Source organism: Photobacterium obscurum (assembly GCF_026191635.1).
Lineage (GTDB): Bacteria > Pseudomonadota > Gammaproteobacteria > Enterobacterales > Vibrionaceae > Photobacterium > Photobacterium obscurum.
Genome location: NZ_JAKRRW010000006.1, coordinates 199,885 through 222,860 on the forward strand (window position 1 = coordinate 199,885; position 22,976 = coordinate 222,860).

Sequence of the window (22,976 nt, forward strand, 5' to 3'; positions counted from 1 at the left end):
TAGCTATGAAAAAAGCATTTCACGTCATCCCGCATACGCATTGGGATTTCGAGTGGTATTTCTCGACACATGAGTCGCTGATCCAGCTGATCTATCATATGGATGAAGTGATGAGTGGGTTGGAAAACGGTAAGAGCGATACGTACCTGCTAGATGGTCAGCTGAGTATTGTCGAAGACTATCTGGCACACTGTCCGGAGCAGACCGAACGGTTTATGCGTTTGGTTAAGCAGGGCAAGTTAAAGATTGGCCCTTGGTATACCCAAGCGGATCAGCTGATAGTCGGAGGCGAGTCAATTGTCCGAAATTTGGTAGCAGGTATCAGGCTTGGTGAGCAATATGGACCAGTGATGAAGATAGGGTATGTGCCCGATTCGTTTGGCCAGAGTATCGACATGCCGAAGATCTACCAGGGGGTAGGCATTGATAAAACCGTCTTTTGGCGCGGTTTGTCGACCGATATCTGCCAGAGCCGCGAGTTTAAATGGCAGTGCGAAGACGGCAGCGAGGTGTTGGCTTACAACATCAAGAATGGCTATTTCGTTGGCTCGTACTTGATTGATTTTGATGATCCGACGCCGCTATGCCATCAGGCCGAAGAAGGAGCAATCGCGAATAATATTGCAATCCCTCTGGGGGGGGATCAACGTTACATTGATTTGAATATTAAGCAGCGCATTGCGCTTAGCGATCAGGCGACTTCTGACTATAAGATTGTCGAGAGTTGTTATGAGCAGCTGTTTGATGCACTGGCCGAGGAAGATCTTGCTCTGCCTTGCATTCGCGGTGAGTTCATTGACGGTCAGGTTTCCAAGATCCATCGCTCGATCTATTCGTCGCGATATGATCATAAGTACCTTAACGACAAAATAGAGCGTCGTTTGAGCTACCAGCTTGAGCCTTTGATGGTGATGGCGGACGCCTTGGGCATTGCACCAAAGAATCAGCTTGTCGACAGCATCTGGAAAGTGATCATGCGCAATCATGCTCATGATAGTGCTGGTGGTTGTAATACCGACAAGACCAACAAGATCATTCTGTCTCGTTATGAGCAGGCGGATCAGATGTCAGGTTCTGCGGTGGATTATCTGGTACGGAAGCTAGCCGAATCACAACCAAGTGCCGAACAGGGCGGAATTGATGGCCGATTGACACTGTTCAACACCTTGCCCTATCCACGCAATCAAGTGATGCAGGTGACGATTTCAACTCAGAGCCCGGACTTTATCTTGTGTGATCTAAAAGGCAATCCCGTGTCGTTCGATATAACTCAGGTAGAGAAAACCTACCGCGGCAGTATCCAGCGGGATGAGGCTGATAATGATCCCGACTATTACTATTATCAGACGGATATCGAGTTGAGCTATCCGCTGCCGGCCTCCGGTTTTGTTAGCCTACAAGTTTGCGAGCAACAAGTTTGTGAACAAGATAAGTCTGAAGAGAATCCTAAACAGCCGCTATCAACAGCCGTCGAAAAAGGGCTGTTGGAACTGGAAATTGAAAATAGCCGCTATCAGTTGGTTTATCGCGATGGCCAGCTAAATTTGCTGGATAAACAGCAGCAACGCTGGTGGCATGACTGCATTCGCCTGATTGACATGGGTGATGATGGCGATACCTATGACTATTCTCCGCCGGAGAAAGATTGGCTGCTGACGCTCGACTGGTCGCAAGCGTTATTCTCGGTACAGAAAGGGGGGCATTCTCAAACCTTGTTTGTTGAGGGTACATGGGCGCTGCCTAAAGATTTGGATGCCCGTGCCAAGCGAGCCTGTAATGGCGGGGTTGGGTATCGACTGGCTTTCCGGTTAGAACAGGTACGCGACGGACAAGAGCATACTGGCTCTAACTGTCCGCTTAAGATTGAGGCGGAGTTAGATAATCAGGTTGGCGATCACCGGATGCAGCTTGTGGTCACGGGACCGTTTAGCACTCAAACATCCTGGTCTGATACGCCGTTTGGAGTGGTTGAGCGGGCAAATGTACCAGCGCACCTGAAAGATTGGCGCGAGGCGGACTGGAAAGAAGAGCCAAGTCCAATTTATCCGATGTTGCATTTTGCCAATATGCATGACGAGAGCACCAGCTTGACCTTGCTAGCTAAAGGTGTGAAGGAGTATGAGGTGTTGGCTGAGAACCAATTGGCTCTGACTTTATTCCGTTCGGTGGGCTGGTTGGGCAAGCCAAATTTACAGCGGCGACCGGGTATTGCATCGGGTCAACAGTTCAAGTACATCCCGACACCGGATAGCCAGTTGCTTGGCAAGCTGAACGTTGAGTGTGCATTGGTGATTGAGTCGAAGTTTGAACCTGCATCGGTGCAACGTACTTGGCAGCACTATGCCGTTGACGTACTGGACTATCAGAATCAGTCTCTGAATCAGTTCACCAATACTTTAAAGTACTTTGTAATGCACCCGCTGTCGCATTCCATTCCTGATAATTTCAGTGGCTATCACTTTGACTGTCCAGAGCTGGTGGTCAGTGCGATTAAACCTGCCGATGATGGCGATGGTTATGTGGTGCGTCTGTATAACCCGAATTCATTCGCGGTTGAACAGCCGGGATCAATTATTTTCCAGGCAGAGCTGAAGCACCTGATTGAAACAGATCTGCTTGAACAGGAATTAAAGCGTTATCCAGTTCATGGAGAGGAATTTAGTTTGGATGGTTTTGCCGCTAAACAAATTAGAACCTTTAAGTGGTTTAAGTAATTTGTGACCTCTCTAGTTCCACCTGTTTTTGCCGGCACCCAGTGCCGGCTTTTATATATAAGTTGCCTGGTAATGGTTATTTTGATGATATTTTTGACGGTTTTGTGGAAACTCTTAGAATCTGTATGAAGCCCAATTATATTATTTATTAGGAAGATAAAAATAAAGCAATTGAGAATTCAACTTCTTGCTATTGAGATAAAAAGTGCAGTGATTAAACATACTATATACATATCACTTGCACCATGAAGTAAAGGTCACTCTTGTTGAAAATGATTAGTGTTGATGAAAATCATTACCTTCCATTTCAGTTTTCGACAAACCAGTGAAGATGTTTAAAGCCCCAAGGCTTTTATCTCGGGGCTTTGGATGAAAAACAGTGCTTAATTGCTTACAAATACATATTGGTATGCGACGACAATGTCTGAACCTTGTGTCGGTATTTTACTGCCTGTGAATACTATTGACTGAGATAATGGATAGTATTGCCAGCCGTTACTTGAGTCACGTGGCGTGTTTACGCCATCCACTGATACTGAAATTGATGATGACAATATTTTGTTATTTTCCGCAAGAGATAACTTATAGCCTGCGCTTGTAGCACCTGCATTATTGGCAACCGTATCCATGAAGATCGTATATTCGGATTTTTCATTGATATTAAGAACGGTACCGAATGTAGCTGTGGCAAGATCATCATATTGGCTGCTTTGAGCCACGTTTGGTTCGACTATGCTGTATACTCGATATCCTCTGTCAACGAATAAATTATCATTAACATCAAACGTTGCACGGTTATTGCTGTACTGGCTATATTGACTTTCTTCGTCACTCATAATAATAACTGACAGGGAAGCTCCTGGTCTCGGGTAACCCGCAGCAGTGACAGTTCCGTCCTCGCTGTCACTAAGAGAAGCGCTTTGTAATGCTTTTTCAGACCAATAAATGCCTCGTTCTCTAGCACTACCACTGGTGCCAGGCTTTAAATCAGCTTCGATTTGAGCTACATCGTTGGTAAATCCATTTCCTCGTAATGTATCTGAATCGGTGGTAATGGTGCCAACCATGAAATCAATGCCAGCATTTGCCACTGTATCTTTAAAGCTCTGAGCTAGCTGGCTTATTTCATCTTGTTCGTCACCCATACTGCCGGAATTGTCAATCACGAATAAGAAGTCTGCCTGGTTAGCCGTTTGATCAACAGCAGTGAATGTATCATTCTGGATTTTAAGCTCTGAGTCGGTTGTTGCAATGACATTTTCCGATGTTGTCGAAGAGATGAGATCAGAATAGAGCGTATATTTATCTTTAGCAATGAGTGTGGAGGTCATTACCAAAGTGTCTTTGGTTGCATCATAACTAAGTACAACATCTAATTGGAACTCATTGACTGCGATTTCAGTAGATGCTGGTACCAGATCATCTAAGTTACCGCCAACTTTATTGACAGCCATCTGTTGAAGCAAAATTTCTAATAGCTCTGTGGCTTTCTTCTCTTCACCGCTGCGCAGTGTAATATTATAACTGGCAGAGACATCACCATTTTCAAGCACTGTTTTTGAGAATTGGGATACAGTTGAACCTGTTAATACGTTAGCAATGGAGTTAATAGAGTTAGCTAGAATCGCATCAGCGGTGTTACCTGAATTTAGCGAAGGTCGTTCAGCAACAAACCCTACCAATTCAACATGTTCTGGGGTCGGGATAGCTACTTTGGCTTTGAATTTCGCCACTGGCTGGGTAACAGGAGTTCCGTAAATTACAGTGCCAGTAATGTCACCATTCACGGGCTTGACACTATAGCCTTCGGGCAAAAACACTTGTTGTGTGCTTAATACTACAGCTTGGGTTTGAGTTGCTGATTGACCAACTGTAACGAATACCGATTTTGTTTGAACAGTTACATTATCTTCATTATCAGTCTGCTCCACATAAAGTACATACTCATCTTGTCCTGGTGTTGAACTGACTGATACTTCAATGATATGGGGTCGTGAAGGATCTTTAGGTTGAAGAACGTTCCCCTTAGCTGTTTTCCAAATTACTTTATCGGAAGGTGAAAGGTTAGAAATGGTTGCATTGAGTTCAACTGTTTCGCCTGGTAATACCATCGATGAAGAAGCTGAAATTGCATTAATAATGGGTTCTTTTGTTACTATTCCCCCATTACTGCAGATATAACTCGCCTGAGTTACCTCTACTGGATCTAATATGTTATTACGATTGATATCCAGCCCTGCAAGAATTTGTTGGCCGCCAATAGAGCAAGTATTGTCGCCCTGTGCAACTGAAACTATAGCAACTAAAGCGTTATACCCATTGGCACCGTCTTGGCCGTTGGCACCGTCTTGGCCGTTGGCACCGTCTTGGCCGTTACAAACATATTGAGGAGCAAGCATTTCATTCTCATCGAGAACATCATTATTGTTCTCGTCTAACCCGGAAATAACTTTAATTCCACCTGTTGGGCATTGAGCATTACCACTTGGTAATTTCTCGTAAGAATTAAAGGGGTGGAAGGTGTCTGATTGTCCGTTATAACTGTTTCTTTTTCAATTTTAGGTGTATCTGAAGATGAATCATTGCAACCGATAACGAGTGCCATACTGGCTGCTACGATCGAAAGGTTAAAAATTGGCTTTAATTTCATTTTATATTCCCTAGCACACTGTTAAAGCATATTGTATTTGTTTTATATAAATCGGGTGCATTTAACACTTATGCATACTGAATTTCAATGTATTTGCGCCAATTGATTGACGTCGCTCATGTATTTCCAAGCTTGCAGCATCACATTCTTGACTAAATGGTGAACCGAACAGCCGACTAGGAAAGGCTGGTTGATTCACAATTACCGAGCAAAATATTGAGGTGTTAGCTTCATTGAGGGTCTTGTCGCTCAATTATGCCGAACTACAAGCATACTGATTTTCAGACACAATTAGGCTGCAAGCGCGTAGAATTCATCCTATACAGATAAACCCTCAGGCTTGTCTTAATCATTGACCAAAGTTTTACGGTGGCTAATCTGGCCTTTGTACCTTTATATAGATGCTTAGAAACCAGTTTTTCCAGTAATCGCCCATAAAATGTAAGCAGCAGAAGGTGCAAATCGATCATGCTTGCCCTGCGAACCGATTGACAGGGCAAGCAACGATGATTTAATAAGTATCGCGCAGATGATATACCGTTAAGCCCTGGGCGAGTTCTTGTTTGCTGGCAGGGCCAGTGTAGCGAACGAGTTTAGTACCTCCAGAAAGAGAAGATGGCAATAGGGTAAAGCTTGAGTCATCGAATCTGCCTGAACCTTCATATTCAAGGTGGACGAACAATGCAGGGGCATCACAGTCTAGACTTACAAGCAGGCCTTGCTCGTCAGATTCAATCTGCCACTGGATATTAGCTTTCTGCAAGTCGGCATGCTTAAACAGGGCAGGGTAGTAGCTGTTTTCGATAACTTGCTCATCGGTATGCAATATGACGTGGAAGAAACTAATTTTAGCTTCGTTGTCATACTCTGTGCTGGCAAGCTGCCATGCTGGCATTGCCTGATCGGCTTCAATGGTCACGTTGATCGGCCACTGGTTGATCACTTCCCCCTCCCAGCTTATTTGCAATACTCGCCCTTCTAGCTGAATATCATGCTGGCTATCGCTAATTAGATGTAGAGTAAGTGCTTGCTCGTCTTTGATAAAGGTTGCCAACTGGGGAGCGAAGAAACGCTTGGTATGATAGTGAAGTTGCTTCCAGCGTCCGGTGTACTCAATACTCGACCAGGAGCTGACAGGCCAGCAATCATTCAATTGCCAATAGAGAATGCCGCGACAGTGTGCTTTATGTGCGCGCCAGTATTCGCTGGCGGTTTTAATGGCCAGGGCTTGCTGAACCTGGCTCAGATAAAGCATATTCTCGAAACTGTTAGGAAAGCGGAAATAGCGGGTAAACATTTCGGTGATGATGCTGTTACCACGGCTATTTTTCTGGTGCTGTTCAAAAGTGGGCGAAGTGACGTTCCAGTCGTCTCGTTCAGCATAAGTTGTTACGGTTGGTAGCGAGGGCCATGACTGGAAGCCAAACTCAGAACAGAACCGTGGTTTGACGCTATGGTAGGCATCGAAGGATTTTCCGGAATGCCAGACATCCCAGAAGTGCATGTCACCGCTGTTATCATCGTGCCAGGCATCGCCAAAGTCGAGTTCACCGTTGCATGGGGAGCTGGCCCAGAAACGTCGGGTTGGATCCTCCTGCTCAACTACAGTCGCAAGGGTTCGATTTAGGCGGTCATAGTTCACAACGTATTTTTCGCGGTTGTTTTTTGACTCTGGGTACCAGCCGATAGCACCGATGACTTCATTGTCACCACACCATAATGCCAACGACGGATGATCCCCAAGACGGTGAATTTGATCCCTGACTTCGGCTTCGACATCTTGCAAAAACTCAGGAGTGGATGGATAAAGCGCACAGGCAAACATCAAATCTTGCCACACCAACAGTCCCAGCTCATCGCAGAGTTCATAGAAGATATCATGTTCGTACATGCCGCCACCCCAGACACGGATCATATTCATGTTTGCCGCAACGGCATCTTCAAGCAGTTGGCGGTAGCGCTTGTCGGTATGCTCGGCGGGCAGCGCATCGAGCGGGATCCAGTTGGCACCTTTGGCCATAATTGCAACATCGTTTACTTTGAAAGTCATTGAAGTGCCGATGTCATCGTTGAGCGTTTCTAGCTCCAGCTTTCTAAGGCCAATCTTCTTGGCAATGGTGTGGTTGTTTAGCTTGACTTTTAGCGGGTAGAGGTGCTGACGGCCATAGCCTGCCGGCCACCAGTGTTTGGGTTGAGCGATGTGGATTTGGTATTGATGTTGGTGTTTGCCGATTGAGTCAGCAGGTAGGTGAATCTCATGGCTTTGCTGGTCAAATTCAACCTGAAGTGTTTGAGCTTGTCTGGGTGTAAGTACTTCATAGTGGGTGGTGATGGTGAGATCGCAACTGCCGTTGTCATGCCATTGCTGGGTGGTTCTGACATGCTGCAGTCGGGTTTGATGAACCGGGATCAGCGAAATAGACTGGTAGATCCCGCTGACTAACAGACAAATTCCCCAATCCCAGCCTGCATGGCACTGGGTTTTACGCAGGGTATTCATATGTGGAATTTGGTTATTGCCCACAGCCCATGGCACTGGGAACGGCAACCTTTCCGCCTGCTTGGCTGCTTCTTGGTCATTGCGGAATAGCTCGATTTCAATTTGGTTTTCACCCGACTTCAGAAAAGGGCGAATATCTTGGCGGTATTGACGGAACATATTGGTGCATTGAAGAACGTTTTTTCCGTTTATTCGAATTGCAGCCATGGTATCGACAAAGCCTAGGCAAAGGTCAACTGCTTGAGCGGAAAGGGTATCGTTATCTAAGTAAAGAGTACGTGTTAGTCGCCAGTCACTCTCGCCTACCCACTGGACCTCGGTTTCATTACAGCCGAGATAGGGATGGGGGAGCTTTTCGGCTCTCAGCAACGCAGAGTGAATATCGCCCGGTAATTGGCACGGGATAGAAATATGCGGGTGCTGGGGTGAAGAAAGTTGCCATTCACCATCAAGTAATAGAGTCGACATCAATAAATTCCTAATTAATTGTTCGGTGTTAATTTTTATTATATTTAAAACAACTTATATAGAGAGACGATAAAGGAACTAAATACTGGATAAATGTACCAGAACTGTATTTTTGTGTGTTTGTATTAACAGATACCACCTGTACATACTCTTAATAACTAAACGTAAAAGTATGCGTTTGATCATATTTCTATTTCTAGTGTTCATTTGTCCTGTATTTCAGATAAATGTCCAATATCAATTTAATCATCTGGTTTGTATATTGCTGCTAACAAAAATAATGACACTAAATGAACGAGTGTCAATTAAGTAGCTCTTAATATACTCAGAACTTTGAAGTTAATTGGGTATGTCAACGGTAATGATTGGCCATTGTACCGAAAAAGTATGATTCATACTGTTGATTTAAATCTAGCTGTTTAATCTTGAGAACTAGTAATTAGTTTTACAGTCAAGTTATCACATTTTATGAAATACCTTTTGCCTAGCAATGGCAGTTAAATAATGAACATATAGGAATTAACATGTTTAGAAAAAGTTTACTCGCCGCATCCGTTGTTGCTTCTCTTATAACGTTTCCTGCAATGGCCAATGATGCCATTGAGCTTTATGGTCAGGTCGCAATTTCTGCTTATAGCTTTGCTGAAGATGGCAAGGATACGGTAAACCGTATTGAGAACGAATCTCGAATTGGTTTTCGCGGCACAAAAGAGATGGCAAGGGCGCCTAAACTAGTCTGGCAAATAGAAGGTAATAACGTAGGCTGGAGTGATAACGAAGGAGATGGTCAGCTTGGTCTCCGTGATACATATGCTGGCTTTACCGATGACAGTTGGGGGTTAGTCAAATTTGGCCGTTTTGATACGCCACTATACCGCATTATTGACTGGCCTTACTCAAATCCTGGTTTAGGTAATGTTTTTGACTGGGGTTCTGATATTGATGGTGGTGCTAACTATAGTCGACAGTCGGATCAGATTAGCTGGGACAGCCCTAATTGGGCAGGGTTCACCATGACTCTGGCGGCAGGTCGAGGTAATAATCCGAATGACTCTGACAGTAACTTTTATGGCGCGGCGGCGCACTATAATACTGGGCCGTTAACCCTACATGCGGGTTATGAATACGGAACTGGCCGTTTAGTCGAACTGGAAGATAATGATACCGAGTCAACTCTGTCGGCGACTTCGGACTATATGACTTATCTGACCGGTTTTGAGCTGGCATTCGAAAATGGGATCGGTCTTTTTGGTGCGTATAAGGTGATGTCAGCAGATTATTCAAATTATGACAATGGTGATGCCGGGCAAGGGACCATTGAAACTCGGATCGGTGATAAGCAAGATCAAACTTCATATTCGGTGGGCGCGTTGTACAACATAGGCTATTGGCAGTTTAAGCTAGGTTATGCCGCCAATAGTGATCTTGAAATTGATAGTAACAAGGTGGATGGAACGGCTGATCATGTGATTTCTGGCCAGACGATTTACTTTATCGACAACAATGCCTTGGTGTATTTGCGCCTGAAAGCGATGGAAATCAACGAGTCTGATATTACTGAAGCGCGACTTGGACTTGAGTACTACTTCTAATTATTATACTTACTGCAATAACCTCTCTCTAGATACCCCTGGGAAGCACATTTTCTGTCCAACTAGTGTGCTTCCCTTCCTTTGTGTAAATTTTTTCAGTATTGCCCCGCGTTTTTTAATTTGTCGTGGTTGTGATGAAACTGTTTTCGTTATAAGTTACTTAAAGTGGCAGCGAGTTCTATCTCGAACCGGACTGCCTAATTCTAATAATTAAGTTTGAACTGGTTATATCCCTAGACACGGACGAGATGATGAACAAAGATTTCCAACTGCTTTTTGAATATGCTCGGATAAAATTCACTAGTACCGACAATAAAATTGCTGATTATTTTTTGGCGCGTAATCCGGTTAGAAATATCGAAGAACTGGCTGCTGAAATCGGGGTTTCGACGGCATCAATCACGCGGTTTTGTAAAAAAGTGGGCTTGAATAACTTCAAAGAGTTCTTGTTCATCTATCAGCAGCAGTTAGACGAAGAAAAACCGCAACAGAGTGTCGAACCAAGCAGCCTGCACCATGACTATGTGGATGTGTTACAGCAGTTTGACAAGCGGTTGGATATGGCTCAAACCACCCGGTTCAGCCAGGCGATCAACCAGCATGATGTTATCCATGTTTTTGGTTCGGGCTACAGTGCGTTGGCTGGGGCTGATTTTAAGTTTCGATTTACTCGCCTTGGAAAATATATAGAGGTCGTACAGGACAGCGACTCGATGCAGATGGTGAGCTCGATATTAAAGCCGGGTGCGTTGGTGATCCTTCTGACGCTCAAAGGCAAGAATGAGCGGATGATCAATTATGCTCAGCAGATGAAAAGTAAAGGCATTACGGTGCTGTGTATAACTGCCAATGAGAAGTCGAAGTTAGTGAATATTGCAGATGCAACCATGTTGACTGCATCGCTGCACGGTGAGGAGTCTACCGGCATGATCTCTGGACAGATGCCGATCTTGATGGCGATCGATCATATCTATTACCAATACGTATACGACTATCGGGACACCATACAGAACTGGGTTGTGACCGAGCAGCCTTTTGTGAGCTAAGGTTAGGGACATACCCTAGGGTGATATTAGAAAAAAAGCCCGCGTAGCTCGCGGGCAAGGTCCGGAGTAATTATAGTTTTTATAAGATGGAATTAGGTTCAGTAACCACACTGTAACCGAGCTTGCATTTAGTAGCTGCGATACTCGGTTGGGGTTTTACCGGTTTTTCGTTTGAATACCCGGCAGAAATAGTTGGAGTCGTGGAAGCCACAGCGTTGTGCCACTTCTTCAAGCCGGAAGTTGTAACGCTTAAGCATAAATTTTGCTCGTTCGAGTCTGACCCATGAAATGTAATCGGCAAAGCGCATGTGGCCTTCTTGGCGAAACAGGCGTGATAAGTGATTGGGAGAAATATTAAACCGCGCAGCGACCGTATTACGGTTAATGTTACGGTGGAAGTTCTCCTGCACGTAGATACAAATCCCCTTGAATAAATCTTCACTTCGTCGGCTGGTATCTTCAGATGGTTTTTCAATCATCTCTTTGCAGTAACTAAGCAGGGCTAGCAATAAAAATTTATCGACAGGCTGCTTTTGTTTCTCATGCGCCAAGGTGGTCAATGCAGTCAGGATGTGATCGATGGCGTGTCCAGTGCGTTGCGGCACACTGTATTTCACTACATCATAGAATCCTTCTTCATTTTCATGCTTACTAACCAAGCTCAGGCCGAGCTGACTTTTACCAAACAGTAAGCTGAGTACAGAACATTCATGATTCCAGCTAGGTTTGTTCCAGGCGTTGGCTGGAATGAATAAAGCATCACCATTTTCCAGAAAGATATTGTCGAGTTTCTGTTGATGGTTTTCGAGCTGGTTTTCATAACGCCCATTGAATACAAGCTCTAGGCGTGGAAAGTTAACTTGGTAACTGGCTTCTGGGGGCGGTGTTGTGTCGCCTGCAAACCAAATTTGGTTGAAGGAATCACTGTCAGAGATTGCATTGTCGAGTAGGTCAGAGAAGGTATTCTTCATTAGTGTCTTTTGTCTTTGATAAAGCCGTTTTAACGGCATTTTTTATTTCATGTTAGTTTTTTTGGCGTTCTCTTTTATCGGTAATTTAATCATTACTCTGCTTATTGTGAGTATCATCATTAGGGGCGCACCCTAGGCTTTGTATTATAGCGATATATTGTTCTGTAAAATGTTACATTAGTGCCATTTTACGAAATATGTATCAAGTTTCATATTAATCACGAGGCTGATATGTCAGCCTCGTAATGTTCATGATAACAATGCTTTAGGCTTAGGCCTGTGCAAGGTGTGCAGCAATTTTATCCATGATTTGAGGTGCTTTCTTGACAGCGTCAGCCACACCGACACGAACGATTTTCTTTCCTTTAAAACGCTCTTCGTTTTTGATCGCGATATCTTTGGTCAGAATAATGATGTCGGCGTTGGCGACTTCGTTTGTTGTAATTTCGTTTTCGATACCAATAGAGCCCTGAGTTTCAATTTTTACTTCCCAGCCTTTATCTTTTGCTGCGGTTTCCAGTGCTTCTGCTGCCATGTAGGTGTGTGCAACGCCAGATGGGCAAGATGTTACGCCTAGTACTTTCATGTGATGTCTCCCAACAAATTATATTAATCAAACTCTAACTCAAGGCTGTCTTCTTCAGCATCTTGGGTTTTCTCTTCGCGTTCAGTGATTGGTTTTTTAAGTGCGTTGACAACAAGGGCTGTAGTTAAGGCTCCTGCAACGGTTGCTAATAGGTAATACAGACGGCCATCAACGACAGGTAGCACAATCAAGCCACCCCAAGGGGCATGGTTGAGAACTCCCAGCATAAAGGCGGTAACGTTACCGACAATACCACCAAGCACAATGGATGGAATGACACGTAAAGGATCGGCAGCCGCGAAAGGAATTGCACCTTCTGTAATACCGATACAACCCATGATACCTGCTGCTTTACCTGCTTCGCGCTCTTCTGGTGAATAGCGTTTGGGTGATAATAGGGTAGCCAGGAACATGCCTAGAGGTGGAACGCAGATTGCGACACCGACACCGCCCATCAGCCATGGCTGAGTACCGACTTGGGTTTGAGCAAAGAGTGTGGCGACTTTGTTAACTGGGCCGCCCATATCAAAGGCTGTCATACCACCGAGAATGGCGCCCAGAAAGGCTTTCGATGCACCAGCCATACCTTGTAGCCAGAGGTTCAGGCTTTCCATTGCCATGGCGATAGGTGAGCCAATGACCCAGATAACCAAGCCTGAGACAATAAAGGTACCGCCGATAGGCAGGATGAAATAAGTCGAGATCGCTTTTAGTTTATTGGACAGCGGAATACGCTTCAGCTGCAGGACAACATAGCCAGCGATAAAGCCGACGATGATCGCGCCAAGGAATCCGGCATTGACCTGGTTGGCAAGGTAGGCACCAATCATACCCGGTGCCAGTGCTGGGCGGTCAGCAATGGAATACGCAATGTAGCCGCCTAATACTGGTACAAACAGAGTAAAGCCTGCGATACCCATGTCCCAGATACCGGTTAGGAAGGCACCTTCAGGTTGAGCGCCTTTACCGTTTAGCATGACTGATAAAGCAAGTAATACACCACCGGCGACGATAAACGGCAACATATGACTGGTACCAGTCAAGAGATGTCGTTTTAACTCCGAAATTTTGGTTTTCATCAGAATCACTCCATTTCCATTTATGGTTTATTTTTTCAGTTGGTGCGAGCACCAAACACATTAGGTTGAGGTAAGCATTGCGAATGTTCGCTGTTTTGTTAGCAGTAATTATGGTGCTGAACTGAGTGGGAATATATTGGAGAAATAGGGCATTAACTGGACATTTGTATCTAGCAATAGCAGATGTGATACAGCTCTCATGCTGAGTTTGAAGGGGATCACAGTGTGGTAGGCTGGATATAAATATCAGAATGATTTAGGGATTAAAAGTCCAGTTGGCGAAGAAAAATCCAGTTGTAAATTTTGGATTTTTACAGAGAGTCGCACATGCTAGAATGAAACAATGTTTTATTTATTGGGTGCTTTACTGAGCTCAGTTTTATCTATGGTGAATTATGAAAAACACAAATAAGAGTTTAAAACCTCTGCTTTATGCACTGTTAAGCACTGTGATTGTGGCGGCTGCGAGTTCTGCTTATGCGGGCAGCTATTATATTGATTCGACATTGAGCCAAGATGGAAAAACACTCGAAAGTCATTCATTCAATATGACAGAGCAATCATCTAAAACATTTTTCTTAAATGATAAAGAATCCGTCCGTTATAGCCTGCAAGAAGAGGACGAAGGAGCTGTGTATATAGATGTTACTCTGATCGAAACAATTGGTGAGGCCAAGTCGAGCTTCACGCTGCCTGGTATGCTAATAATGCCATCGGGTGAGAGCAATGGTGTCACATTTCAGGCTGATGAAAAGACGCCACTCTATGATTGGCAGGTCAGTGCTGAACCGAGTCTGGCTGTCTCGCTATACCAGCAAGCGAAACCCGGTGACGGTGGCTTAGTGTTCAATAACGACAATAGTCCGATTTATTTTGATAAAGCTCCGATTATTGATAGCAATGATTTTCTGTATATCCGTTATTGCGAAGGCGCTACTCGTTGCCTTGAAACCGAATTAACTGCGATTGGAGCTGAAAAGCTCAAACAACATACTAGAGGCAATGTGAACCAATGGCTCGCGATAGCTGTTGACGGGAGCATTGTTAATGCTGTGCAAATTCGGTCAGAAATCGGTTCGAAAATTCAGATTTCCTTGCCGGATCAGCCGTGAGTTGGAACCTTGAGAGAATTGCTTTGACGCTGGAGGTCGAAGTACTCCATTAAGCCGTTACTAAGCATCAAATATGTTTGAAGAAGTGGCTGAGATGGCGGTGACGGGTAAACGGCAGGCGCAGTTATATCGCGTTAAAGATGGTGCCGATGTCTATCACTTCCAGCGAAATTTAGAGGCCTGACTTTTTTGTATGAGTTGGTAATGACCCATTTTATGGCAGGGCGTTATACGGTATTATCCGCGCCAAAATGCAGTTGATTGAATATAAAATGGGTACTTGAAATGAAGAATAAGGGTTTTACGTTACTGGAACTTGTCATTGTCATTGTTATTCTCGGGATTCTCTCGGTCACGGCTGCACCAAGATTTTTAAATCTTCAAACAGATGCAAGAAACGCAACCTTGCAGGGAATGATGGGAACCTTAAACGGCGCGATTGGGATTGCTTATGGCAAGCTTGCAGTCGCCGGAATGGATAGTATTGCCCGTATTGGCGAAATTTCAGGTAGCGAAACTGTTGTTCCTGGCAAAGATATCCCTATCAGTGGTTGTGAGCGCTGTGTATTCTATTTTGGGGTGCCAGCTGCGGATTTAAATACGCTACCAGCACTTGTTGATGGCATTGGTGATCGCGACCAAGATGATTTTGCCGTGGTTTATGGCGATAATGGCAGCTTGAACATTACTCCGACAACCAATGTTAAACCTGGTGGTGTGAATGATTTTGTTCTGAAAACTGAGAGCTGCTATATCAATTACTTGCCGGACACCTCAAAGGGCACGTATACCCTCGAAATTACTGAATGTAGCTAAGTGGCACATAACTCTATCAGTGAATCTCTTGATTATTATTCGTAGTCAAGAGGTTTCCCTCTTCCTGTCAAGAACCTTCAATTTACCTTTGGGCTGCAACACGATTAATGTGATACACAGCTAATTGGTTGTCCCTCTCTCAGCATCAAATCTTTCTAAGCGGTATTATTAGTAGATTTAGTATCAACTTTTGAAGGCTTTTTATGATCTTAATTACCGGAGCAAGTAGCGGCTTAGGGGCTGCACTGGCGTATTTGTATGACGCTGACGGAAAACCATTGTTGCTCTCTGGACGAAGTAAACAACGTCTTGATAGCGTGGCCGAAAATCTGTCGGGAAACGTACAGGTTCAACCGGCTGATCTTTGTAAAGCGAATGATGTTTCGGGATTGCTGGACGCTTTGGATCAGGTGCCCGATACTGTGATCCACTGTGCAGGAAGTGGCTACTTTGGCCCTATCGAAGAACAAGATCCTGAGGCCATTAGCCAGCTGATCAACAATAACGTCACCTCGACAATCTTCCTATTGCGTGAGCTTGTTCAGCGTTATCGAGATCATAAGATCAATGTTGTGGTTGTGATGTCGACAGCGGCACAGGTTGCTAAAGCAGGGGAGTCTACCTATTGTGCGGCGAAATGGGCGGTACGTGGTTTGGTTGAGTCAGTACGTTTGGAGCTAAAGGGCAGCCCGATGAAGCTCATTGCCGTCTATCCTGGTGGCATGGCGACGGAGTTTTGGAAAACCAGCGGCAAAGACCTTGATACCTCGACCTTCATGACAGCAGACGAAGCCGCTGTAATGTTAAAGCAGGCGCTGATGGCGACAGAACACGGTTTTGTTTCTGACATTACGATTAACCGAAACTAACTAAGATAGCATTTTCATTGCTAAAATTTGGCGAAGCGTTAGTTGTATGGAGTTCCAAATGAAGATTGAGCAGGTTTGGCAAGATTACCAAACGGCGATCAAAGCTTTTTTACATTCCAAAATTTCCAATACTGCAGATGTCGATGATTTGCTCCAAGATATCCTGATTAAAACGTATAACAACCTGCATACGGTTAAGTCAGAGAGCAGTGTGAAGTCATGGTTATTTCAAATTGCTAATCATGCCATTATTGATTTCTATCGGGAGAAGGGCAGATCACGCGATCTGCAGGTGGATGAGCTGTGGTATGAAGATGTTGGCTTTAATTTAGAAGATGCCCTGTCACCCTGCATCGGGCCTTTTATTAGCGCTTTACCAAAAGAAAGCGCAGAACTACTGACTTCGATTGATATACATGGCCAGTCACAAAAAGAGTATGCGCAAGCATTGGGTATTAGCTACTCCACGCTTAAATCGAGGGTGCAGAAAAGCCGGGGGGAGTTACGGAGACTGTTCGAAGATTGTTGTCATCTCTCGCTTGATAAACATGGTAGGGTTATTGACTGTGATGCAAAATCAAAAGGTTGCGGAAAATGCTGATAAAAGGCCTTCGATGGTAAGTTTTGACTCTCTTAGCATGCTTAGCGAGAACTGCGCTTTAGCTAAAATAATTTAATCAAGTATTCTGACGTTATATGTGACTATTAATACGTTGATATTTAGGAGTTTGCGAGATATCTGAATACGAGAAGGCATGTCGCAAGGAGAATATAGCTTGAAAAATATACTGTACAAAAAATAACCAGCTGTTATTATCTTCCGCAGTTCTACAGAGAGTTATTGAATGCAACATCAAGTACAAGTTAAACCTTCAGCTGCTTATGTATTAGCATATGGCACTTATGTGTTTCCCTTATATTTATCGTAACATTAGATAATTCAATAGATTAGCAAGTCGCGCTATCGCGGTTTATTCATGAAATTTTATAAGGGGCATCATATGTCTAATTCAAATACTGGCACAGTAAAATGGTTTAACGAAGAGAAAGGTTTTGGTTTCATCACTCAAGATAACGGTGGTGCCGATGTGTTTGTTCACTTCCGAGCTATCGCTTCAGAAGGCTTTAAAACGCTAGCTGAAGGCCAGAAGGTTTCCTTCGAAGTTGAGCAAGGCCAGAAAGGCCTGCAAGCTGCAAATGTTGTAGCACTATAAGTCTGAACGTAAAGACAATAAAAAAGGTCGCCATTGGCGACCTTTTCTGTTTTGTAGTCATAAAAACTAATGAGTGCCAATTACAATCTTGCTATTGAGCATTGTTCTATATTTGGTTTCGCTGTCACACTGTATGTAGATGTATGTCGTGGCTTTCACACATAATCATCAAAGAAATTCCAGACCATCATGCCTACGGGGCCTAGGGCTTTGTTGCTAAGCTTGGCAACATAAACAGGGACTTCCATCGTCTTTTGATTATTTAGCTGGATCAGTTTCTTTTCCCTAATTTCCTGTTTAACTTCATGTATCGGCAATCGTCCCCAGCCTAGACCGCTGCAGATGAGTGATTTTTTTGTATTTTGATCAGATACATACCACTGAATGCCATCTTTCACGATACCAGAATCAGGACTTGTCTTGTAAGAAGATTTAACGACGACTTGCGGGTACGCTATCAGGTCGGCTTGGCTGAAATTGTTCTTGTCAGCCAAGGGAAAGCGATCAGAAATGAATACTGGTAGCTGACAGTGATCTATACAGCGATACTGCACTCTTGCATCCTGTTCAAAGCCACCATAAATACCAATATCAACCAACTCATCAAGCAACATACGTTCGCCAGATGCGGTTTCAATGTCCAAATGAATAATCGTTTTGGGAAACTCGTGTTTAAGTCTGTCCAGTAATTGCGTGACCTTGTCCATGGCAAATATTGCACTAATACTGATGCGCAGTTCGGCCTCAATTTCACTGTTCATCTGACGGGCGAACATATCAAAATCATTGGCTTCACTAAGCAAATGCTGAATTTTATTAATCAATATTTTGCCATTGCGCGTCAGTTCCGGCCGGTAGGTATCACGACTAAATATTTCAATCTGATAATACTCTTCAACCTGTTTTACTGAATATGATACGGCGGAACGAGCTTTAAATAGCCGTTCACTCGCCTTGCGAAAGCTGCCTTCCTGGTAGATCACGTTGATAACGTGTAAATGTTCTAGTGCAATCATGGCCTAATAATATGACCGTGTTAGTCAAAAAGCTATGCTTTTTTCGGCCGTTATTATTGAATACAGTTAGCTTCATCAATCGCACCCAGTATTAATTCCCGTGAACCAAGGGGCACTTATACCCAAACGACTTCAGGATGCTCGTTTGAGTATACAGGGTGGTCAAAATATTAGACCAATGAGGAAGTGGACATGAATCAGCAGATCCTTAGAACACCAGAGAGCGCGTTTGCAAACCTATTGGATTACCCGTTTTCAGCAAATTATATGGATGTTGATGGTATGCGAATGCATTACATCGATGAAGGCAAAGACAACGAAAAAACGATATTCCTGCTCCATGGCCAACCATCGTGGAGTTATTTGTACCGGCACATGGTGCCATTGCTTGTTGATGCCGGGTATCGGGTAATTGCGCCAGATTTAATCGGCTTTGGTAAATCTGACAAACCTGTTTCTAGCGACGCCCATTCTTACGGCAGCCATGTTCGCTGGATGACTAGTTTTGTTCGTCAGCTGGGGATCCAAAATGCCGCTGCTTTTATGCAGGACTGGGGTGGAATGATTGGTTTGAGAGTATTGGCTCAAGAGCCTGAGTGGTTAGAGCGCCTCGTAGTTTCCAACACTGCACTTGCTGAAATGACTGGTCTGGAAAAGTTTATGGTGCCCAAAGTACTTAAGCTGATGGCTGCAATGGCTGGTAAGCCAAGTGTCCAAAAACTTGCCGGTAATATCAATTACGGTAATTGGGCCGGGTATTTTCGGCATGCAGATCAGCTAGAGGTTGGTCAAATTCTTCAAACACTGACCACAAGGCAGCTAAGTACTGCTGAGATGCAGGCTTACGATGCTCCGTTCCCAACAGCAGAATACTATGCCGCACCAAGAAAGATGCCTGAAATTGTTGCATCCGAGTTGGATCAGGTTAATGCGGACTGGAAAAAGCTAAAACAGTGGCATAAACCCGTTCTTACCTTGTTTAGTGATAAGGACCCATTCTTAGCCGATCGAGGTTACGACAAGAAATTTCAGGCCAACTTTAGTGGTGCGCAAGGGCAGCCCCATATCACCGTTGAAAATGCATCGCATTTTTTACAAGAAGATCAATCTCAACAGCTGGCAGAAAAGGTCATCAATTGGTTAGAGCAAACTCAATATTAAGTAAGTGGAGGCAACATGAAAATTTTAGCAATTGGTGCAAACGGCGTTATTGGCAAGGCGGTCGTCAGCCGTTTACGACAAGACCATTCGGTAATTGCTGTCGGGCATAGCCAGGGTGATTATACGGTAGATATTGAGAGCAAGGAGTCTATTCAAGCCCTGTATGAAAAAGTAGGAAAAGTTGATGCCATTGTTAGCATGGCGGGCAATGGTGAAATGGGTAGCCTGGAAGATATGCCGGAATCCGGTTACCAAACAGTCTTAAATAATAAAGTGATGGGCCAAGTTAACTTGGTGCGTATCGGGCTGGATTATCTAAATGAGGGCGGCTCGATTACGCTTACCTCAGGACAGGCATCTAACCATCCAATGCCGGGCACGGCTGCCATCGCCATGGGCGTGGCTGCGGTGAATGCGTTTGTAGTCACGGCGGCTCTGGAGCTAAAGGACGGTAAACGAATTAACGCGGTTAGCCCAAGCATGGTGAAAGAAACCATGGAGCAGTGGGGTATCGATAGCAGCTCAGGCATTCCCGCCAGTGATGTCGCCACTTATTACCAGGCAAGTATTGATGGCCTGCAAAATGGCGAAGTATTTAATGCCGTAAAGGGGAAGGTAGAGGGGCAGTATGAATCAGCCTAAACCTGCTTACTTGGTCGCTTCTGCCATATTGCCCCATGGGCACGGCTCTTTAATGGATTACGCTCAAGCGGCGATGCCTATATTTAAGGCTTATGGTGCAGAGGTATTGGTAGCCGGTAATTCTGAGCAGAAGGTCGATTTACTGGAAGGGAGATGGCCAGGCTTGGATGCTAAATTATCTTTGGTTCGGTTTCCATCTATGCAGCATCTTAAGGATTGTCTGAATTCAAATGAGTATCTGGTGATAAAGCATTTAAGAACCGATATTATTGACAGCAATTTCTCGGTTGCCATTGATTAAGGTGCTGATCACCAAGTTGAGTTTTGAGCTAATGATGCAAACCGGATAAGTAAAGCCGCCTCTCTACATCAGGCGGCTTTTTCTTTGCGATTAATGATATTAGTTTAAGCCCACTTTAGCCTTCTTACTTCATTGCCTTGCTCTGGCTGACAGGGGATATTGCTGGCTAATATTAACGATACGCCTGCCATCAAGGCCCCGGCAAAAAAGACGCTTGCGGGTGAAACCAGCCATAGCAAACCGAAAGAAACCGGTATCACGACAGCCGCAATATGGTTAATGGTAAAGGCGACACCAGCGGTTGAGGCAATATCAGCCGGGTCGGCAATTTTCTGGAAATAGGTCTTAATGGCCAGGGCCAGAGCAAAGAACAGGTGATCGATAACGTATAAGCCTGCTGCCCATTCGGCTGAGTCAACAAACGCGTAGCCGACAAAGACCAGTATCAAGCCAAGATATTCGAAGATCAGCGCCTTGCGTTCACCTACTTTTCCAATAATCTGGCCGATTTTTTTGGCAAATAGCCAGTTGAACAGATAGTTGATTAAAAACAGTAGCGTGATATCGGCTGCGGAATAGCCAAACTTTTCAACCATTAAGAAACCGGCGAAAACAGTGAATATTTGCCTTCTGGCACCGCTCATAAAGGTGAGCGCGTAATAGAGCCAATACCGCTTGCGTAAAATAAGCTTCTTATGCTGAATGGTTTTGGCTTCGAAAGTGGGAAAGCCCAGCCAGATGAAGATTACCAGGCTTAACGATATAGCGCCGGCCGCCAGATATACCCATTTGAAGTCTAACGCAAACTGCTCTAGTAGAATCCAGAGGCAGCCGTAGGTGATGAGCGAGGCAAGGGCTCCGATAGATATCAGCCTACCGAGAACTTCAGGGGCTTGGTCTTTTGACAACCACTGTAACGACAGAGATTGCTTCAGGGTTTCGAAATAATGAAAGCCAACAGACATGAGTAATGTCGTGCAAAGAAGCCCTGAAAATGAAGGAAAGAAACCAGTGATTGCGACGCCAGTCGTCAACATGGCCAATGACAGGATGATGAACTTCTGTTCTTTGATAAACAAAAGCATAAAGACAGCTGTAAATGCCAGAAAACCAGGGATCTCTCTGACACTCTGTAAAACACCTATTTCCGCCCCGGTAAATGCCGCTTTCTCAATAACAAAGTTATTGAGTAAAGCTTGCCAGCTGGCAAAAGCGATAGGCACGACGATAGAGATAAGGATCAAGAAGGTTTGTGGTGTCTGCCAAGGTTTGTTTTGCACTGTTGTATCCATTGTTTTCCTAACCAAAAACGATTTGATGCTTATTAGGCTATCAGGTATTTTTGTGGCTTACTTTCGACAAAAGGCCAATTTATGCCGACAAAAAGACAGACTGAGATAAAAGCAGGCTTATCACAACGAGGCTCAAATGCGCAGATTGCTGATGCAGGAGAGCAGCGTGTTTTGGCCAGGCAAGTGGATATGCCTCCCGGTCATCAAGGGACATCTCATAGCCATACTTGGTATCAGCTGATGTATGCGTCGGAGGGGGTATTAAACGTTGAAGTTAGTGGGCAGACAATGGTTGTGCCTCCACAAAGGGCTGTTTGGTTACCTCCGGAGTGTGTGCATAGGACGTATACACCGCATGGGGCTAAATTCCGCAGTTTGTATTTTCGACCTGATCAAGCCGGAGATTTAGGGCATTCTTGCAAAGTATTCAGCATTACCAATTTGACCCGTGAATTGATACTGGCTGTGGTTGAACGCTGTGACATTGATACCCAATGGAGACAGCAAGATTTTAATCTGTTGACAGTACTGCTGGATCAACTAAGTGCCCAGCCTCAGGACCCGCTATCGTTGCTGATGCCGCAAGACCCCAGGCTCGATACATTGGTGGAAACGCTGCAGATCAGTCCGGAAAATGATCTCAGTATGCAGCAATGGGCCAGTAAGTTGGGGGTGTCTAGCCGAACCCTAACTCGTATCTTTTTATCAGAAACGGGGATGGGGTTTCGAGAGTGGCGGCAAAGGCTGAGATTACTGCATTCACTGACTTTGCTTGAGAAGGGCAAACCGGTGACCCAAGTAGCCTTAGATGTGGGTTACACATCGCCTTCTGCTTTTGCTCATGCTTTTCAACAGTGCTTCGACTGCTCACCCAGGGAGTATTTCCGATAAATGGTTAAATGAGAGAGGAGATTTGTTGTTTTGGGGAAAGGAAGATTAATTGAAAG

Annotated in this window: 19 protein-coding genes; 12 read left to right on the forward strand and 7 right to left on the reverse strand. The window is 44.5% G+C overall.

Annotated elements, in window-relative coordinates:
* Positions 1-5 precede the first annotated feature (5 nt).
* Positions 6-2,714, forward strand: a complete 2,709-nt coding sequence (locus MD588_RS10420) for a glycoside hydrolase family 38 N-terminal domain-containing protein (RefSeq protein WP_265697133.1) — start codon at positions 6-8, stop codon at positions 2,712-2,714.
* A gap of 383 nt (positions 2,715-3,097) precedes the next feature.
* On the opposite strand, the gene MD588_RS10425 is transcribed toward MD588_RS10420, so the two are convergent.
* Positions 3,098-5,113 carry a DUF7151 family protein gene (locus MD588_RS10425; RefSeq protein WP_265697135.1) on the reverse strand — a complete coding sequence of 672 codons (2,016 nt, stop codon included), beginning with the start codon at positions 5,111-5,113 and terminating at the stop codon, positions 3,098-3,100.
* 762 nt (positions 5,114-5,875) lie between these two features.
* Positions 5,876-8,332 carry a beta-mannosidase gene (locus tag MD588_RS10435; protein WP_265697138.1) on the reverse strand — a complete coding sequence of 819 codons (2,457 nt, stop codon included), beginning with the start codon at positions 8,330-8,332 and terminating at the stop codon, positions 5,876-5,878.
* Positions 8,333-8,856: 524 nt separating this feature from the next.
* On the opposite strand from MD588_RS10435, the gene MD588_RS10440 reads away from it, so the two are divergent.
* Both MD588_RS10440 and MD588_RS10445 read left to right on the forward strand, forming a co-directional pair.
* The gene (locus MD588_RS10440) at positions 8,857-9,924 is read left to right on the forward strand and encodes a porin (RefSeq protein WP_265697140.1); all 1,068 of its coding nucleotides are present in this window, start codon (positions 8,857-8,859) and stop codon (positions 9,922-9,924) included.
* Between the two features lie 251 nt (positions 9,925-10,175).
* Complete coding sequence (locus MD588_RS10445; RefSeq protein ID WP_265697141.1) at positions 10,176-10,970, forward strand: MurR/RpiR family transcriptional regulator; 795 nt, start codon at positions 10,176-10,178, stop codon at positions 10,968-10,970.
* A gap of 128 nt (positions 10,971-11,098) precedes the next feature.
* Here MD588_RS10445 and MD588_RS10450 read toward each other — a convergent pair whose 3' ends face one another.
* The 3 genes from MD588_RS10450 to MD588_RS10460 form a co-directional block, all read right to left on the reverse strand.
* Positions 11,099-11,941 carry a helix-turn-helix transcriptional regulator gene (locus MD588_RS10450; RefSeq protein ID WP_265697142.1) on the reverse strand — a complete coding sequence of 281 codons (843 nt, stop codon included), beginning with the start codon at positions 11,939-11,941 and terminating at the stop codon, positions 11,099-11,101.
* 271 nt (positions 11,942-12,212) lie between these two features.
* Positions 12,213-12,527, reverse strand: coding sequence for a PTS fructose-like transporter subunit IIB (locus tag MD588_RS10455; protein ID WP_265697143.1), 315 nt, complete (start codon positions 12,525-12,527; stop codon positions 12,213-12,215).
* A gap of 23 nt (positions 12,528-12,550) precedes the next feature.
* Complete coding sequence (locus tag MD588_RS10460; protein WP_265697144.1) at positions 12,551-13,606, reverse strand: PTS fructose transporter subunit EIIC; 1,056 nt, start codon at positions 13,604-13,606, stop codon at positions 12,551-12,553.
* Between the two features lie 395 nt (positions 13,607-14,001).
* On the opposite strand from MD588_RS10460, the gene MD588_RS10465 reads away from it, so the two are divergent.
* The 5 genes from MD588_RS10465 (at position 14,002) to cspE (ending at position 17,617) form a co-directional block, all read left to right on the forward strand.
* Entirely contained in the window at positions 14,002-14,718 is a 717-nt protein-coding gene (locus tag MD588_RS10465) for a SecDF P1 head subdomain-containing protein (protein ID WP_265697145.1), read from the forward strand.
* 285 nt (positions 14,719-15,003) lie between these two features.
* Entirely contained in the window at positions 15,004-15,534 is a 531-nt protein-coding gene (locus MD588_RS26055; RefSeq protein WP_322784242.1) for a type II secretion system protein, read from the forward strand.
* Positions 15,535-15,737: 203 nt separating this feature from the next.
* Positions 15,738-16,403 (forward strand): SDR family NAD(P)-dependent oxidoreductase, encoded by a 666-nt coding sequence (locus tag MD588_RS10475; protein ID WP_265697146.1) that lies wholly within the window; start codon positions 15,738-15,740, stop codon positions 16,401-16,403.
* Between the two features lie 58 nt (positions 16,404-16,461).
* Entirely contained in the window at positions 16,462-17,004 is a 543-nt protein-coding gene (gene sigZ / locus MD588_RS10480) for an RNA polymerase sigma factor SigZ (protein WP_265697147.1), read from the forward strand.
* A gap of 400 nt (positions 17,005-17,404) precedes the next feature.
* The gene (gene cspE / locus MD588_RS10485) at positions 17,405-17,617 is read left to right on the forward strand and encodes a transcription antiterminator/RNA stability regulator CspE (protein ID WP_265697148.1); all 213 of its coding nucleotides are present in this window, start codon (positions 17,405-17,407) and stop codon (positions 17,615-17,617) included.
* A gap of 155 nt (positions 17,618-17,772) precedes the next feature.
* On the opposite strand, the gene MD588_RS10490 is transcribed toward cspE, so the two are convergent.
* Positions 17,773-18,633, reverse strand: a complete 861-nt coding sequence (locus tag MD588_RS10490) for a LysR family transcriptional regulator (RefSeq protein ID WP_265697149.1) — start codon at positions 18,631-18,633, stop codon at positions 17,773-17,775.
* Positions 18,634-18,825: 192 nt separating this feature from the next.
* On the opposite strand from MD588_RS10490, the gene MD588_RS10495 reads away from it, so the two are divergent.
* Genes MD588_RS10495 through MD588_RS10505 form a run of 3 tightly spaced genes read left to right on the forward strand, consistent with a single transcriptional unit; the run spans position 18,826 to position 20,737 of the window.
* Positions 18,826-19,794, forward strand: coding sequence for a haloalkane dehalogenase (locus MD588_RS10495; protein WP_265697150.1), 969 nt, complete (start codon positions 18,826-18,828; stop codon positions 19,792-19,794).
* Positions 19,795-19,809: 15 nt separating this feature from the next.
* Entirely contained in the window at positions 19,810-20,436 is a 627-nt protein-coding gene (locus tag MD588_RS10500) for a short chain dehydrogenase (protein WP_265697151.1), read from the forward strand.
* A complete protein-coding gene (locus MD588_RS10505; RefSeq protein WP_265697152.1) occupies positions 20,423-20,737 on the forward strand; it encodes a DUF1330 domain-containing protein in 315 nt (104 codons plus the stop codon). The genes MD588_RS10500 and MD588_RS10505 overlap by 14 nt, the downstream gene beginning before the upstream one ends.
* 104 nt (positions 20,738-20,841) lie before the next feature.
* Here the strand turns inward: MD588_RS10505 and MD588_RS10510 are convergent, their stop codons facing one another.
* Positions 20,842-22,029: an MFS transporter gene (locus MD588_RS10510; protein WP_265697153.1), complete on the reverse strand. Its 1,188-nt coding sequence runs from the start codon at positions 22,027-22,029 to the stop codon at positions 20,842-20,844.
* 81 nt (positions 22,030-22,110) lie between these two features.
* Between MD588_RS10510 and MD588_RS10515 the strand changes: the two genes are divergently transcribed.
* A complete protein-coding gene (locus MD588_RS10515) occupies positions 22,111-22,920 on the forward strand; it encodes an AraC family transcriptional regulator (protein WP_265697154.1) in 810 nt (269 codons plus the stop codon).
* The last annotated feature ends 56 nt before the right edge of the window (positions 22,921-22,976 follow it).